Below are 13,168 nucleotides of genomic sequence, written 5' to 3' on the forward strand. Positions count from 1 at the left end.
TCTCAGTCGAGATTAAGTGGGTTCTTTAACTGCTAGAATACCTGCGGCTCCGAGCAGTAAAGCACCACTTCCTCTGGTCACAGTGTTAAGAGATAGTCTGCTCGCATTAACAATGCGCCTGGCCGAAAATGCATAAAACATTACTAAGCTGAAATCAAGAAATGCCATGGTTGGGCACATCACCATCAGTTGAGGTAACACTGGCAAGTCAGGGTTGATGAATTGCGGAAAAAAAGCAGAGAAGAATATGATGGCTTTGGGATTACCAGCGGCGACTAAAAAGCCAGAATAGAACAACTTTTTGTTCGAGGCCTGCAAATCCGAGTCGTTGAGGTCTAAGCGCTCAACTTGTTTGGGTTTAACGAGGAGCATTTTTAGCCCCATGTAAACCAAGGTCATGACACCAAAGACTTTAATGACAGTAAATGCCATTACCGAACTCGCAAGGATGACTCCTAAACCCAAGGCAACTAACACCATTTGAATAAAGTTAGCAGAGATATCCCCAAGGGCGGTATATAACACACGTTTATGACCATATCTCAGTGCATGTGCAATACCTAAAAATATGCTAGGCCCCGGTGTTGCGGTAAGAATGAGGGAGGCTGCGACAAAACTGAGCCAAACGTTAAAATCCATTTTCTATCCTTAATTATCCGTTAAACACTGCAAACAAAATTGCCACTCAAACACTACCATACCAGCGATTACTCCAACCACATATTCACCAGAGACATGACACCCATATTGTTTGTTTCTGTGCCATACAAATTGTCCGCTCGAGTGACGGTGAAATGATTGCGCCAGAGAGGGCAATAATAATAGTTCTGAATAAGCCAATCCTCCGCTCGATACAGCTTGTGCAGAAATTCCTCACTGTCGTTACTTTCCTGCATGAGCATATCAATAAAGGTTAATAGGCTTTGTTTTCCACGTTCAGGCAAACATAGGCTAAACACATTGCCGCAAAGTAGCCATTCGTAATACTGGAACGTCAGGTCGTCGCCAAATACGTAACAGTCGTAAGAGACATCAACAGCCACATCTTGAGACTGTCCTTGAAGATATACCTGCCAAATAACCCCTTTTTGAGACAACGCATCAAGCAAAGGTTGCAACTCCCTCATATGACTGTCTACCACTTCAATGACCACCGGGCGAGCCGGCAGTTTCATGTCGTGATTGAACAAGTGAAATCCCTTGTCTTGATGGCAATCCATCACGCTGTTCGCTGATCTTTTTGGGCCATCAAGCGTAAAACGTCGACTATGATGAACAAGCCAGGCTCTTTCTTGAGCGGACAAGGCGTTTGCATGATGATGAAACTGAAAAACAGTACACCCACTGCGATCGACTTTTTGTGGCTGAGCTGGTTGAGATTCGCAATAGAGCAGTTCTGCCACGTGCATAGGCGTTTGAGGTTGTGCATCGCTACACCAAAACTCTACTCGTTCAATATGGCCACCAAAGCCAAAATAGTGGTTGTTACGAACCAAACTCCAATACTGTTTTTCCAGACTTTCGGCCCGATATGCTCCACACCCGATAGGTTTTGATGCCTGATAATCAAAAATCGCACTGTGAGAATCGGCTAATAAATGAAGCAAAACTGGGTCAGATTGACGCATAGAGAAAATGACCCACTGTTTATCTATGTCAATCCGCTCGACATGGCGAAATAAAATTTGATATGGGTGAGGCGTGTTGAGACGCATCTCGATATTTTTTTTGACCAGCTCCGGTGTCAGCGCTTCTCCATTGTGCATCATTATGTCAGTGCGAATGCGAAGACGGATTTGTTTGTCGCTGAAATGAAATTGGTGTGCGATGTGAGGCACAATATCATTTTGAATGGGGTCATAGCGCACTAAGGTATCGAACACGCTTTCGATCAATAAAATAGAACGAGCGGACTGTGCCAAATGTGGATGCCATTCAGGCAGCATATATGGCACTAAATACATTAAAGTGTTCTGCTTTTTCAGTTCCTGTTGTGCGTCCCCTAACCAGAGAGGTATGTGATCTTGAAACAGGTGGACTTCGCCAAATTGAGTGGCTAGCCGAAATGCCTGATTCATTCTGCCAGACCGAGCCATTTGCTCTAACTGAGTCAGCAGTGAGGCCTCAAAACTTTTGAGTAGTGTCAGTTTAGAACGATGGCCACGTCCCTGGCCCGCAGCCCAATGGATAAGCCCAAAACTCTCAAAGGCAGCCATTAGCTTACTCACGTACCTTTCTGAACAGACCAGAATTTCGGCAAGGGTGACGATATCGACATCATAAGTTTCATTGCGAAAAAAATGTTTCTCGAGTTGCTTTAAGCGTTGTAGATGACTCGTAGACAACGACTGAGAACCTACCATGTCAACCTCAAAAATATGTTCATTAGATACGACGGCTCACTCTGACACTTGACGAAATAACGTAAAATTGTTCTTTTTGTCATCTCAGAGTCCGAGTTTAATATAGGTGGACGAGCTGACCAACTAAGAAGCCCACCAAGAAAACTATACCAGATAAACGCGGACGGCTTTGAGTTTGTATCACTGTCATCGTTTGAGGTTGTTCTGGTAAGTACTGTTTCGCATTTAAAGTATAGAAGGTGTAATCTAATGGATTCATGGTTCACTCACACAGCAGGGGATCATCATGTCGCTATTATCAGTGAATAAACCCGAAGTAATAACGTTCGCTTTACTGTGAATAGTTCATCTTTTAATTAATAAAGGAAGGCTCTATTTTTCATCTGCCACCAAACCAACTAATTCAATAAACACGTAGAGGTAGATCAATCCCAGTCACATTCAATATTAGCAATCGACACTACATCTTCATCAGAGCAAACGTAGGTAGGCTTGCCAACATGGGGCTCAAAGGTTACGTAACCCGCTTTGTTCCTACCAAATCTCCTGACTCTGTTCATCGTGCGTAAGTATTGGGTACGTGAACGTACTACTCTAATGAACAGTATTCGAGCGTTACTGTCTAAATTCGGTCTCATTATTACGGGCGGACGATTTTCTTTAATGAAACCAGTTCCCCTCACGCTGGAAGATGCTGAAAACGAACTTCCACACTTAGATCGAACTGTTATTGCTGACGCGTACTATCACCTTGAACAACTTAACTAACGTATTGCGGATACCGAGCAAGTCTTCGATGCCTTTTCAAAGGTCAGTGATAATGTTCTACAGATCATGAAGCTCAGAGGAATTAGCCCACAAACAGCAACGGCTATTCTGGCCTCTATTGGCAACGGCTCTCAGTTTGTGAAAAACAGAGATTTTTCCGCTTGGCTAGGGTTAGTTTCGACGCAGTATTCAACCGGCGGCAAACCCAGATTGGGCAGGGTTACCAGACACGAAGACTAGTATCTACACACCTTACTCGGCTATAGTGCTAGAACGGTCATTGCTAATCTAGTTGATAAACAAGACAGGATCAGTCAGTGGTGTCGAGGTGTGTTGGAACGACGAGGAATGAACCGAGTTATTGTCGCTCTTGCAGCAAAGAATGCTCGAACTATCTGGTCGCTATTACACACCCAAACGGAGCAAAATTTAAGTTATATGGATTACAATTTCTAGGCGAGAAAGTCTGCGTTTGAATGCGCCACAGACAACGAGTTAACTTGTTTTTGGACAAAAACGTGCTAACCGCTTTGCTAAATTAGCAATTCTCGAATAACTATATGGATGGTGAGTAACCTAACTCAGAATCCAAAACTGCTAGGTACGGAGCAGTTTACAGGTTTCAGTTACAACTCTTCGACTCTCTTACCAACTAGTACAGCTTGCCCTGCAATGCTGACGAGTAATTGTGTATCGGTTTTCTCCACTGACACTAGTACTCGGCCGGGTTTTCCTATTGCCAATCCCTGATAACCCCAAAAGCATACTTTCGAGTTAAACTCAATCAAACTGTGCTGAACAAGATACGCTCCTACTGGGCCATTTGCATTGCCCGTTACAGGGTCTTCGTCAATCCCAATTGCAGGGGCAAACATTCGTCCGTAAGTAATAGGTTTTTGCTTGCTCCCCTCTAAAACAAAGGGAAAGAATCCATTGCAGCCTATCTCACCACTGAGCGCTTTTAACTTCTCGTTATCTGGGTTTAATCCATCAAGCCTCTTCCTGCTAAGCATAGGAACCATAACCTTAGAATGACCTGTCGAGACAATTTGTATTGGCAGTTCAGCAAAATCACTCACACTAATACCTAGGGCATTTGCCAGCCCATTCCGTTGATTTTGGTCAAATGGCGGTAGAAACTCCACGCGGCCCTGAGTCATTTTCACCAAGATATCATTTGGATTACCCGAAATTGATACAGGTAGATTGCCTGCCCCTGTCTTCGCTATTAACGGATAGTCTGATAGGTGCCCAGTGCTTGCTCGCAAAAAATGAGTGGCTATGGTCGCGTGCCCACATATTGGGACCTCCTTGGTCGGGGTGAAGTATCGAACATATACGTCATGGCTTTGATCTTTAGGTGACAAAACAAAGGCCGTTTCTGAATAACCCGCAAATGCAGCGATGTGTTGCATCTCCTGAGTGGTAAGCCGGTCTGCATCTAAAACAACTCCCGCCCGATTTCCTGTGTTAGGTTCGGTGGTAAATGCATCAACCACATAAATGGTAACCATGGCACAATTCCTCCTTTGCTGGCATAGTGATTTCAGTGATAGCTTCCCCCATCACCAAAAATCTTGTTTAATCGCTGCAGCACATATTACGGCTCTTGCAGGTTTATGCTCACCCATAAAATCGGCAAACGTTCGATCTTTTATTGGCCAGTACGTTACATCTGTAAAAGATAACCTTACCAACGCAAGACTGTGTAGTGTACCGCCTGTCGTTTGAGTAAGCGCTAGATTGTTATTTAAAACAGAACGAGCCTGCCTTTCAACCTCTTTCGTCATGTCTTTTTTTTCAACACTTACCGCAGTATCTGAAAGTTGTTCAGATATGTACAATGTATTACTTATTAAGGTAGCTTGACTGTAATGACCATTTGGTTGTTTAGCGCAGAGGCGGTGTCAATGAATCCCACTTTGTGATTTCCTTAGTAGTTCTTGTTTTAATGGTATAAATAGAAATCTCGTGGATACTATTTTTTATTGCAAATACGTTTCGGATTGTTCGAGTGGAAACTCCCAATCAATCTAAACCAAGATCCCGTTTCATGTGCTCACTAAGCTCAGATGTACTTGGTAAATTGATGTTACTTTTTCTGTGGCGAGCTCTCATCTCATCTCCAAATAATGTAACAAACACTTTTGTGTAATACTGGATAACACAATTTATCAGGTTATAAAAAAACTCGTGATAAAATAGATATTTCTTTTTATTTTGACATTCTGCTTTCATAGTTTACTTCTCTACTTTGATTAGGTTATAGATAAATATTAAAAAACAAAAAATAATTAGTTCTATTATTAGAAAAATTTTGATGAACACTAATGAACTTTTAATTGACTAAACTCTTAAAACTCAGAATTTCAAATGAGTCTGATTAATAATTAAAATATCACTTTCATCCTCCGACGAAAGCTAGTTATACTAAACGGGCATTTGAAAGACAACGTGACTCAGAGTTGCAAATAGGTAACAATCATGGAATTGATGAACAGTGAACTAATCTGCTTTGCGGCAGTTTGTAAGAACCTTTCCTTGACGGAGGCTTCAAAAGAGCTTGGAAAATCGAAGGCTCAAGTAAGCCGTCAACTGACATCCTTAGAAAAACAGCTTGGGGTTACGCTCGTTCACCGAACAACAAGAAAACTCGTTCTGACTGATCATGGCGAAAGCATCAAAGAGCTTGCCATCGAAGCTTTAGATAATTTACAAGAATTGAATTACAGAGCAAAATCACTGAGTGACTGCATTAGTGGAAAATTTAAAATAACAATGCCTAATTCAATAGCCTCATCTATTTTTGGTGAAGTTCTTAAAGGTCTTCAAGATCGATATCCTGCTGTTAACTTTGAAATATCATCAAGTAACAACATTGAAAACTTATTGGAAAGTAATGTAGATATGGCAATTAGGCTTAATAACGTTGTTGATGACGCATTGATTGCACATAAAGTAGCAAATTATAACGATGTTTTAATATCAAAAATCGATGACATTAAAAATAAAACTTTACTCATCTATAAAAACCATTCAAGCAAAGAGTTGATAAAAAAGAATTATAATGATGTCATTGAAGTTGATAATACATCTATTTTAATGAACTTTGTTGCTAGAGGAGTCGGTGTTGGTGTCATTCCAAATTATCTCATGAAAGGTAGCCATATAAATAGCCATATCCATATTACGGAAATTTTCGATACGGAAAGATCGATGTATATCGCTTACCCTTATCAAAATCCACTGCCGAGAAAATTGGCCGAAATCTCAGTTTTCATTAGAGCAGAATTGGATAGTATTTTGAATCAATAAGTTGCCATTGATTATATAAAGTACAGCACCCAAACTACTCTGATATTTTAATACCAAAGCTCAGAAGGTGGAGGTTAGATGATTAGTTTTTGTAAGATGAAGTTTTCCTTTTCAAATGTAGTGAAAAACTGGCTAAACACACTTTGGGGCAAGGATGAGTTTTACACGATGCCCTCTTGACTTGCCCTTGGGCGGTGCCTTTGAGCTAAAACTAGCGATGATAAGAGAAAGCATATTACATGATATCTGTGACTGTTTTCGCACTTAGTGAAGTATACCTCAATAAATAATTGTTATTTTTGTAGTGAGCAACCATGTCATTAAACAAACCATACAAGGATAAATAACATGACAACAGTATTCATTAGCCACAATCATCAAGACAATCACTACATTGAACAAATTAAATCAATCCGACAGAATCCAAATCACCCATTAACATTTGAAGATAGATCCTTAGCTGAGGCGATATGTAACGAACATGGCCATACCAATCGTCGCCCACCATCAGATATGCGTTCAGAGTCAGTGCGAGAAGCTATCGCTAAGTTATTGGGTGGGTCGCATAAGCTATTAGTACTTGTGGGCAAGGATACTCACAGCAAGTTGTGGGTTGAGTGGGAAATAGGACAATTTAAAAAGCACAACAGTGAACGTAATATATTAGTCATGCGGACACCAGATAACATTTACTCAGGTGCTCCCAAGGGCGTGCAAGAGTTAGAGCTATACGCTTGGGATCTCAATCGTATAGCTCAGTGGGCAAGCTAATTACTTTTTGGGTGGGCAGTTGCCACGGCCTTTACCAGATGGTCTGCCCGTCTGACTAGGGAGATTCGGGACTTTAGATTTACTCATCTCTACTCTCCCAGTCACTTGGTCGCTCATCATAGTCACGTGATTGCCAGTAGGCATCGTTGTTATCATTAAGTTGGTTGCTGTGATTATCTAAATCATCTTGTGTTGGTTCGAAATCTTGACTAAAGCCACTCATAAGGTTTTCCTTGTGTTGTTTGTGTGTTTTTAATTTAATTGAAATTGTGGGTGTACTGAAGGGAAGGAGAAAGGGAAAGTATGTCGAAAACAGGGAAAGAACCTTCTAATCAAGAAATTTACAATAAATTGGCAGCCGAATTGAAAAGCGAGCTTGCAGAACATGAACTGCTAAATCAACGAAAGTTCTCAGATGATTATTATCAAAACGAAGTCAACCTCTGCGCCAGTGAAAATGATCTAGCGGCTCATCATGATCGCTTTAAGAAAGTTATTAGTGCCACTGATACCCGCTCTCTAGAACGTATTAAAGTCTATCACTCTTACTTTTTTGACAAGTTTCGTGCCGACGGTAAGTACACCTATGCTGATAAACAAGCAGCGTGGGATATGTTCATTGAACTTGATAGCCGTATTGCCACACAGCAGCTAAAAGGGGGGGTTCTCGAAACCGCACTAGCAAGCCTTGCGTCATTATTCACTTTTCATCGCCAAACCGCTCACACGCACGGATTTAATTGTAGGCAGTATTATCAGTTGGTGAGTGAGGTGTTGGATAAGGAGTTACGACCATTTACCGCAAAGTGGCATAGTCAGTTACCGGCACTTAAAGAGTCTTCTAAGTTAGAAAAAAGCTGCCGTACCGAGCTAGAAGATGTTCAAACTAAACTATCTGAGCTGAAAACTTCACTGAGCAATATATGCCGTTAATTTAATGATTGAACTACTCCGTCATAATTCTTATCCAACCATTAAAGAAGAGCCCCAGCTTAATTGAACATAACACACGCTCTATGAACAATGCAGAAAATCTACCCAGAAACCTACATTATAAAATTGATTGATAAACAATATTTACGATTCGTGAATGAGCATCCACTCTAAACAATAATGGGGCAACAACTTGTCAGAATAGTGGCTTCTAAGAAATAGGGTTTCTTTTGACTAACAATCAGTGCCTTCTGAAAGTAGCAATGCTCTTCTAATTCAACACCAAGATAGCGAATAGTGTTATCTACATTTGTATGTCCCAGTAAAAGCTTTCGTGCCAAAGGTATTCACTTGAACTAAAAAAACTCGGTGAATTGGAGCACGACAAATTCCTAACTGTTTACAAATTTCAGACCGTTCGGTCTAGCACAAGTTTGGACATTTCTGAGTTAGGTTTTTTATTTAACAAGTTGATTACGGATGAGTCTAGGTAAGGAAAGAAGTAGTTTTCCCTCAACTTAAATATCAATGTGACCACCTCTTCAGTTGCACCCTAGACATCGTTTGTTGACATAGTTTGGTAATCAAACTAAATTTCATATCAATATACTTTGATTATCAAACTAAAGGGAATGACCTTGGACACTTCACTTCAACATAGCCACAGCTTTTCTGGGCACAACCATCATGGCGAGAAACGCACTTTCTACGTTTTGTTGCTTACTTTAACTACTATGGTTGTCGAAATAACGGCTGGCACTGTTTACGGTTCAATGGCTCTACTTGCTGATGGGTGGCATATGGGAACCCATGCCGCTGCTTTTTGCATTACCTTATTCGCCTATCGTTATGCGAAAAAGCATGAGAGTAGTGAGCGATTCTCTTTTGGTACGGGTAAGGTGAGTGTTCTGGGGGGATACACGAGTGCGGTCGCTCTCGGGATAGTTGCGTTATTGATGTTTGTTGAGTCGCTCGAAAGGCTATTTAACCCTCAGGCGATTCAGTTCAATGAGGCAATCATCGTGGCTTGTATCGGCTTAGTTGTAAACGTAGTAAGCATGTTTTTGCTCGGTGAGCATCACCATCATCACGACCACTCTCATGATCACGAACACCATCACCATCACCATGATCACAATCTTCGAGCTGCTTACTTACATGTTTTGGCGGATACTCTAACGTCTCTATTGGCAATTGTTGCGTTAATTTTTGCTAAGTTTTACGGCTGGAATTGGCTTGATGCCGTAATGGGAATGGTTGGAGCTTTGGTTATTTCTAAATGGACGATCAATCTGCTTCGTCAAACCAGTCCTATTTTGTTAGACGAGAATATAAATGAAAATTACAGTCAACAAATTCGAGCTGAATTAGCCCCTTTTGCTGATGTTACGGACTTGCATATATGGAAAGTGAGTGGCCATCATTACAGTGCTGCGATAACCTTGGTATCACATAGCGAATTATCACTAGATGAGTACAAACAGAAGCTACTTAAGTTCGATAAAATTAACCACCTAACCTTAGAGGTACACCTCAAGCCATGTTAAACCTAGAAGTTTTGAATCAATTAGTTACTGAATTTTATGACAAAATGTCTTCTTGGGAGCATTCTGTAGTCAGAGAAACAGGGTACTCATTGGCTCAAGTGCATACTATCGAAGTGCTTGGGAATCATGGTCATCTGCGAATGAAAGAGTTAGCAAATAAGCTAGGGATCACCACTGGAACGTTAACAGTGCAGGTTGATAAGCTAGTATCTGCTAACTTGATCGAACGTCTTACCGATCCTGAAGATGGAAGAGCAATCGTTGTCTCTCTTACAGAAGAGGGGCAATCCATTCATCAATACCACAACCAATTGCACTTAAACTTAATGAAAGAGCTGACTAGAAACATCAGTACTGAAGATGGGGAGCGTTTGATTGCTATCTTGAGTCAGATGAATAAAGAGTTTTAGTCGTTAATATTGTAGATCTGACAACTTTTTCATTAGCAAAAGTATAGTTACTGTAAGTATATAGTTTGTTTTGAAACTATTGCCCCAACTCGTATTGGGGCAGATCTGAGCTAACAGGCACTTCGAGAGATAAGTGCCACGAGTAAAACTTCAGGCCCATGAAGACTCTGGACATTTTCGTGTCAGCGACTTTTCTAATTTAACAAACCATGAATACCCTCAAGCATGCTCGAGGGTATTTACTTATTGCGACAATTGTTGTTCTACAAGCGTCTTCCAGAACCCAACACCGAATTCTAGGATATTATCGTTGAAATCGTAATGTGGGTTATGAAGTGCAGTGCCTCCACATTCACCAACGCCATTCCCAACTAACACATAACACCCTTTTACTTCGCGCAGCATGAACGAGAAATCCTCACTGATGGTGAAGCGTTCACAAGCTCCATTCACACTATCTTCACCGACAACTGTCTGTGCTGCTTTCACTGCGTGAGCTGTCTCTTCAGGCGAATTAATAGTAGACAAGAAACTATTGTTGAAATTGTATTGGTAATCAACGCCTGCTGACATACACTGACCAACCACTACACGCTCAATCGCTTTCTCTATTTTGTGCAAAGCCTGATCTGTAAAACTCCGAGTATCACCAGAAATAGTGACTTGTGATGGGATCACATTAACCGTTCCATTGGTTACAAAGTTCGTTACTGATATCACAGCCGTTTCATCAATGGCACTCAAATGGCGCGAAACAATGGTTTGTAGTGCTGTTACAACCTGAGCACCCACTACGATAGGATCAGTTCCCATGTGTGGCATCGCAGCATGACCGCCTGTCGCTTTGATTACAATTTCGAAACTACTTTCGCTCGCCATTAATGAACTTGGCCGAGTCACAAATTCACCAGCAGGAATGCCCGGTAGGTTATGCATTGCATAAATAGCATCCATATGCCACCGAGTAAACAACCCGTCAGAGATCATAGCTTTAGCGCCAGTACCTCGCTCTTCATCGGGTTGAAAAATAAAATATACCGTCCCATCAAAGCTTTGAGTTTTAGCTAATTCATGGGCTGCACCAAGAAGCATTGCGGTATGGCCATCATGCCCACAAGCATGCATTGCACCATCATGCCTTGAAGCATGACAAAAAGTATTCTCTTCATGAATACGCAAGGCATCCATATCAGCACGTAAACCAATTGAACGATCACTTGTGCCATTTTTTAAAATTCCCACAACGCCTGTGCCGCCAACCCCACGATGCACAGTGAGACCAAACTCTTCCAGTTTAGATGCTACAAATTCAGATGTTTTAAATTCTTCAGTACCAAACTCTGGGTGCTGATGTAAATGACGACGCCACTCTGTAACTTGTTGTTCAATAGCCATCGGAACCTCTCCAATATTCTTTAATAATCAGCCCCTGAACTTAATTAAAATTCAGGGGCGTCTATTTTATCGCTAGACTGTGTTTAGATGGTTTGCTCTACGTTTTCTAGATTTACTTCTACAGCCTCTTCAACTATTTCGGGCTCATCAGCAAACTCAGCACGAAACATCTTGAAAGTACTCCAGATACATAAGAAAAGTACAAACATCAATGGCAGAGCAAATATCAGGCTAATACTTTGTAGCATGTCTATACCTGTCTTGGTTGCCATCATTAGTGTTAAAGCCATTGCACACTGAGCAATAACCCAGATGATTTTCATTTTGTTGCTTGGATTGTCAGAGCCGTCTTCACACATACTTGCTAGTGTAAAAGTTGAGCTGTTTAGCGAAGTGATAAAGCACGTAAATAGAGCAATGACTACACCAATTGAGATTACCGTACCCATTGGATAATCTTGAAGTACGATAAAGGTAGCTGCTTTTGATGATGCTGCAGCTGCTTTTAGTACCTCAGGCTCAGATTGAATACCGATAGTCCCGAAAAATGCAACCCAGATGAAGATACCGACACAAGGGATTAACATTGAACCAAGTACAAACTCACGTACAGTTCGCCCCTTTGATACACGAGCAATAAACGGACCTACAAATGGTGCCCAAGCAATAGCCCAAGCATAGTAGTAGATAGGCCAGCCACGAATCCAACCAGCTTCTTCTTCTGCTGCAAATGTTGGTAACATCAGCGCATCTTTGAAGAAATCATTCATATAATTACCGATTGCATCAAAGTACACATTAATCATAGTGGTCGTAGGACCAACAATAGCGACAAGAACAATCAGGCCGACTAATAAATAAGCATTATAGTCAGATAAAAGCTTAATTCCTTTTTCCAAGCCAGTTGTTGTGCATATGATTGTAATAAATGCCACCACACCCACTAGCAAGAAAGTAACCCATGGAGCATCAGGTGTACCGAACAGGTATGAGAAACTAATACCTAACGACAAACCGGTTTGCCCAAGAGAAGTGGAAATACCAGCAATAGCACCAAACACACAGATCAGGTTTACAATTTTCCCTAGGCTGCCGTTTGCCTTCCCTCGCCCCCAAGGAATAAGGATATTACTGATTAGGCCACTCTCATTCTTACGGAACATCAAGTAGCCAAGAACAAGGCCAACAACAGAGAATGCAGCCCAAGCTTGAATCCCTTGGTGAATAAAGCTTTGCTTCATTGCAAATTCCGCGGCGGCTGCAGTTTGTGGATCAATACCTGTAGTAGAAAGTGGGTTCATATAGTGATAAACAGGCTCTGCAACACCCCAATAGAGCATTACTGTCCCCATACCCGCTGAGAACAACATCCCAATCCAAGAGAAAGTACTAAACTCTGGTTTAGCATCATCTGGCCCAAACTTGATATTACCGTACTTACTAAATGCAAAGAAAAACATAATCATGACGTAGGAAAATGAGCCTGCCATGTATATCCAACCAAATGTATCAGTCAGATAAGTCATGGTTCCAATACCTACGTTGTACAACTGCTCTGGAAATAATATCCCAGCAGCTACGATAGTTAAGATAAAGCAGATAGTACTAGTAAATAGCATTTTGCCTTGTTTTAATTGTGGTTGATTCGCTGACATTATCAGTTCTC

12 protein-coding genes and 3 pseudogenes are annotated in these 13,168 nt (G+C 41.3%); 6 read left to right on the forward strand and 9 right to left on the reverse strand.

The features are described 5' to 3' along the window. Positions 1–12 precede the first annotated feature (12 nt). From OCV39_RS20225 to OCV39_RS20235, 3 genes are all read right to left on the reverse strand, one after another. Entirely contained in the window at positions 13–639 is a 627-nt protein-coding gene (locus OCV39_RS20225; RefSeq protein WP_017053112.1) for a LysE family translocator, read from the reverse strand. A gap of 68 nt (positions 640–707) precedes the next feature. Then, a complete protein-coding gene (locus tag OCV39_RS20230) occupies positions 708–2,363 on the reverse strand; it encodes an SgrR family transcriptional regulator (RefSeq protein WP_017103371.1) in 1,656 nt (551 codons plus the stop codon). A 97-nt stretch (positions 2,364–2,460) separates the two neighbouring features. Further along, positions 2,461–2,622, reverse strand: a complete 162-nt coding sequence (locus OCV39_RS20235) for a hypothetical protein (RefSeq protein ID WP_017053110.1) — start codon at positions 2,620–2,622, stop codon at positions 2,461–2,463. A gap of 262 nt (positions 2,623–2,884) precedes the next feature. On the opposite strand from OCV39_RS20235, the pseudogene OCV39_RS20240 reads away from it, so the two are divergent. After that, positions 2,885–3,587: pseudogene (locus tag OCV39_RS20240) on the forward strand (IS110 family transposase); the annotation flags it as partial. A gap of 170 nt (positions 3,588–3,757) precedes the next feature. Here OCV39_RS20240 and OCV39_RS20245 read toward each other — a convergent pair. Both OCV39_RS20245 and OCV39_RS20250 read right to left on the reverse strand, forming a co-directional pair. Then, positions 3,758–4,645 carry a PhzF family isomerase gene (locus OCV39_RS20245; RefSeq protein ID WP_171757227.1) on the reverse strand — a complete coding sequence of 296 codons (888 nt, stop codon included), beginning with the start codon at positions 4,643–4,645 and terminating at the stop codon, positions 3,758–3,760. 51 nt (positions 4,646–4,696) lie between these two features. Next, positions 4,697–5,008: pseudogene (locus tag OCV39_RS20250) on the reverse strand (RidA family protein); the annotation flags it as partial. A 607-nt stretch (positions 5,009–5,615) separates the two neighbouring features. Here OCV39_RS20250 and OCV39_RS20255 point away from each other — a divergent pair. Both OCV39_RS20255 and OCV39_RS20260 read left to right on the forward strand, forming a co-directional pair. After that, positions 5,616–6,446, forward strand: a complete 831-nt coding sequence (locus OCV39_RS20255; RefSeq protein WP_171757226.1) for a LysR family transcriptional regulator — start codon at positions 5,616–5,618, stop codon at positions 6,444–6,446. A gap of 348 nt (positions 6,447–6,794) precedes the next feature. After that, positions 6,795–7,217: a TIR domain-containing protein gene (locus OCV39_RS20260; RefSeq protein WP_261890206.1), complete on the forward strand. Its 423-nt coding sequence runs from the start codon at positions 6,795–6,797 to the stop codon at positions 7,215–7,217. 79 nt (positions 7,218–7,296) lie between these two features. On the opposite strand, the gene OCV39_RS20265 is transcribed toward OCV39_RS20260, so the two are convergent. Beyond that, complete coding sequence (locus OCV39_RS20265; RefSeq protein ID WP_261890207.1) at positions 7,297–7,440, reverse strand: hypothetical protein; 144 nt, start codon at positions 7,438–7,440, stop codon at positions 7,297–7,299. A gap of 80 nt (positions 7,441–7,520) precedes the next feature. On the opposite strand from OCV39_RS20265, the gene OCV39_RS20270 reads away from it, so the two are divergent. Next, a complete protein-coding gene (locus OCV39_RS20270) occupies positions 7,521–8,150 on the forward strand; it encodes a hypothetical protein (protein WP_261890208.1) in 630 nt (209 codons plus the stop codon). Positions 8,151–8,384: 234 nt separating this feature from the next. On the opposite strand, the pseudogene OCV39_RS20275 reads toward OCV39_RS20270, so the two are convergent. Continuing rightward, positions 8,385–8,488: pseudogene (locus tag OCV39_RS20275) on the reverse strand (integrase); the annotation flags it as partial. A gap of 294 nt (positions 8,489–8,782) precedes the next feature. Between OCV39_RS20275 and dmeF the strand changes: the two are divergent. After that, entirely contained in the window at positions 8,783–9,697 is a 915-nt protein-coding gene (gene dmeF, locus OCV39_RS20280) for a CDF family Co(II)/Ni(II) efflux transporter DmeF (protein ID WP_390903279.1), read from the forward strand. Continuing rightward, positions 9,691–10,107 carry a MarR family winged helix-turn-helix transcriptional regulator gene (locus OCV39_RS20285; protein WP_113797781.1) on the forward strand — a complete coding sequence of 139 codons (417 nt, stop codon included), beginning with the start codon at positions 9,691–9,693 and terminating at the stop codon, positions 10,105–10,107. Before dmeF ends, OCV39_RS20285 begins: the two co-directional genes overlap by 7 nt. Before the next feature lie 243 nt (positions 10,108–10,350). On the opposite strand, the gene OCV39_RS20290 is transcribed toward OCV39_RS20285, so the two are convergent. Next, complete coding sequence (locus OCV39_RS20290; RefSeq protein ID WP_171757251.1) at positions 10,351–11,502, reverse strand: M20 aminoacylase family protein; 1,152 nt, start codon at positions 11,500–11,502, stop codon at positions 10,351–10,353. 83 nt (positions 11,503–11,585) lie between these two features. Continuing rightward, a complete protein-coding gene (locus OCV39_RS20295) occupies positions 11,586–13,157 on the reverse strand; it encodes a BCCT family transporter (RefSeq protein WP_261890209.1) in 1,572 nt (523 codons plus the stop codon). Positions 13,158–13,168 lie beyond the last annotated feature (11 nt).

The organism is Vibrio cortegadensis (assembly GCF_024347395.1).
GTDB lineage: Bacteria > Pseudomonadota > Gammaproteobacteria > Enterobacterales > Vibrionaceae > Vibrio > Vibrio cortegadensis.

Bases quoted from the DNA above. Each gene is read 5' to 3' on its own strand.
- OCV39_RS20225 (WP_017053112.1), bottom strand. From the start codon at position 639: ATGGATTTTAACGTTTGGCTCAGTTTTGTCGCAGCCTCCCTCATTCTT.
- OCV39_RS20230 (WP_017103371.1), bottom strand. From the start codon at position 2,363: ATGGTAGGTTCTCAGTCGTTGTCTACGAGTCATCTACAACGCTTAAAG.
- OCV39_RS20235 (WP_017053110.1), bottom strand. From the start codon at position 2,622: ATGAATCCATTAGATTACACCTTCTATACTTTAAATGCGAAACAGTAC.
- OCV39_RS20245 (WP_171757227.1), bottom strand. From the start codon at position 4,645: ATGGTTACCATTTATGTGGTTGATGCATTTACCACCGAACCTAACACA.
- OCV39_RS20255 (WP_171757226.1), top strand. From the start codon at position 5,616: ATGGAATTGATGAACAGTGAACTAATCTGCTTTGCGGCAGTTTGTAAG.
- OCV39_RS20260 (WP_261890206.1), top strand. From the start codon at position 6,795: ATGACAACAGTATTCATTAGCCACAATCATCAAGACAATCACTACATT.
- OCV39_RS20265 (WP_261890207.1), bottom strand. From the start codon at position 7,440: ATGAGTGGCTTTAGTCAAGATTTCGAACCAACACAAGATGATTTAGAT.
- OCV39_RS20270 (WP_261890208.1), top strand. From the start codon at position 7,521: ATGTCGAAAACAGGGAAAGAACCTTCTAATCAAGAAATTTACAATAAA.
- dmeF (WP_390903279.1), top strand. From the start codon at position 8,783: ATGACCTTGGACACTTCACTTCAACATAGCCACAGCTTTTCTGGGCAC.
- OCV39_RS20285 (WP_113797781.1), top strand. From the start codon at position 9,691: ATGTTAAACCTAGAAGTTTTGAATCAATTAGTTACTGAATTTTATGAC.
- OCV39_RS20290 (WP_171757251.1), bottom strand. From the start codon at position 11,502: ATGGCTATTGAACAACAAGTTACAGAGTGGCGTCGTCATTTACATCAG.
- OCV39_RS20295 (WP_261890209.1), bottom strand. From the start codon at position 13,157: ATGTCAGCGAATCAACCACAATTAAAACAAGGCAAAATGCTATTTACT.